The sequence below is a fragment of the Streptomyces sp. NPDC127092 genome (assembly GCF_042722475.1).
Classification (GTDB): Bacteria; Actinomycetota; Actinomycetes; order Streptomycetales; family Streptomycetaceae; genus Streptomyces.
In genome coordinates this window covers 1-1,597 of sequence record NZ_JBHXFE010000193.1, presented here as the reverse complement: position 1 = coordinate 1,597, position 1,597 = coordinate 1, and the positions used below count along the sequence as shown (strand labels likewise).

Genomic DNA, 1,597 nt, shown 5'->3' with positions numbered 1-1,597 from the left:
GCCGGGAGGCGGACGGCACCCGCCGTGCTGTGCTCGTGGACCTGTCCCACCCCGGTGTGGCCGAGACCGACTCGGCCTGGCCCGCGCTCGGCCTCGCCCCGATCCGCACGGTGGGCCTGGCCTTCGACGCCGTCCCCGGCAACGCCGTCGGCGGCGCCGAGTGGTACCTGCGCCGGCCCGGCTTCGCGTGGGGCGGCATCGGCGTGGCGGCGGTGTGGTTCGGCGGCGCCGTCGGCATCGCCCGCACCCTGCGGAACGCCACCGCCGCCCGCGCGGCCGCCGAGGCCGAGGGCCGCGGACCGGGCCCGGACCAGATCGGCCAGGCGGCGCTCGGCCGCGTCGACCGGCTGCTCCACGCGATGGCCGCCCTGCTCGCCCGTGCCGCCGACGACGTGGACGCCGGCCGCCTGGACCACGGCCGCGGCATGGTCGAGGCCGACCGGATCCGCGGCACCGTGGCGCAGCTGTGCACCGAGGTGATGGACGTCGTCGGGCAGGCCACCGGCCCCGGCCCGCTCACCGGCAGCGCCGCGCACGCCCGCGCCGTCGCCGACCTGCAGGTCTACCTGCGCCAGCACCACGGACACCGCGACGACGCCCGGCTGGGCGCCGCGCTCCTGACCGGCGAGACCGACGGCGGCTGGACGTGGTGAGCTTCTCCCACACCGACGACGGCACGTCCGAGGCGGCCTGGGCCGAGGGCGGCGTCGGCGAGCTGCCGGAGCTGCGCCTGCCCGTCTGGGACGCGCAGACGCTGCTGCTCGTGGCCGTGGCGCACCCGGACGACGAGACCCTCGCCGCCACCGGCCTGATCCGCTCCGCCCTGCGCGGCGGGGCACGCGTGCACGTGCTGGTCGCCACCGCCGGCGAGGCCTCCCACCCGCACTCGCCCACGCACACGCCCGCGGACCTGGTCCGGCTGCGCCGGGACGAGATGGAGCACGCCCTCGACGCCCTCGCCGCCGGCCTGCCCGCCTCCGCAGGCCCCGGCTCCCCGGCGCGGGACCGGCTGACCTGGGCGTCCCTGGCCCTGCCCGACTCCGGCGTGGCCGAGCACGAGGACGCCGTGCGCGACGCCGTCGCCGCGGCCCTCGACGCCCACCCCGGCCCCGCCGTGCTCGCCTCCCACGACCCGGGCGACGGCCACGCGGACCACGAGGCCGTAGGCCGGGCCGTCGGCGCGGTCGTGGGAGAGTGCGACCTGCCCGGCGACGAGGCGATCCTCGGCCCCGCCGTGCTCGCCCACCACGAGCGCCCGTTCGAGGCCCACCGCGTCTCCGGCCCCGACGACGCCGACGCCCACCGGGCCGCCGCCGTCTTCGACCGGCTCTACCGGGCCCAGGAGGACCCGTGGCGCTACCTCAGCTCGTCGTACGAGGCCCGCAAGCGGGCGCTCACCCTCGCCGCCCTGCCCCGGCCCCGCTACGGGACCGTGGTGGAGGCGGGCGCGTCCATCGGCGTGCTCACCGCGGACGTGGCCGCGCGCGCGGACCGCGTGGTCGGCCTCGAGGCGTCCTCCACCGCCGTCGAGCGCGCCGCCGCCCGGCTGGCCGGCACGCCGCACGCCGAGGTGCGCCGAGCCGTGCTGCCCGCGGAC

At 79.6% G+C, this 1,597-nt stretch carries 1 protein-coding gene and 1 pseudogene; both read left to right on the top strand.

Annotated elements, in window-relative coordinates; all coding sequences use genetic code 11:
- Positions 1 to 653 (top strand): annotated as a pseudogene (locus ACFWJO_RS38750) (acyl-CoA dehydrogenase); the annotation flags it as partial.
- Positions 650 to 1,597 (top strand): PIG-L family deacetylase (locus ACFWJO_RS38745; protein ID WP_386872909.1); only part of this gene is annotated, 948 nt, incomplete at its 3' end. The pseudogene ACFWJO_RS38750 and the gene ACFWJO_RS38745, both read left to right, overlap by 4 nt.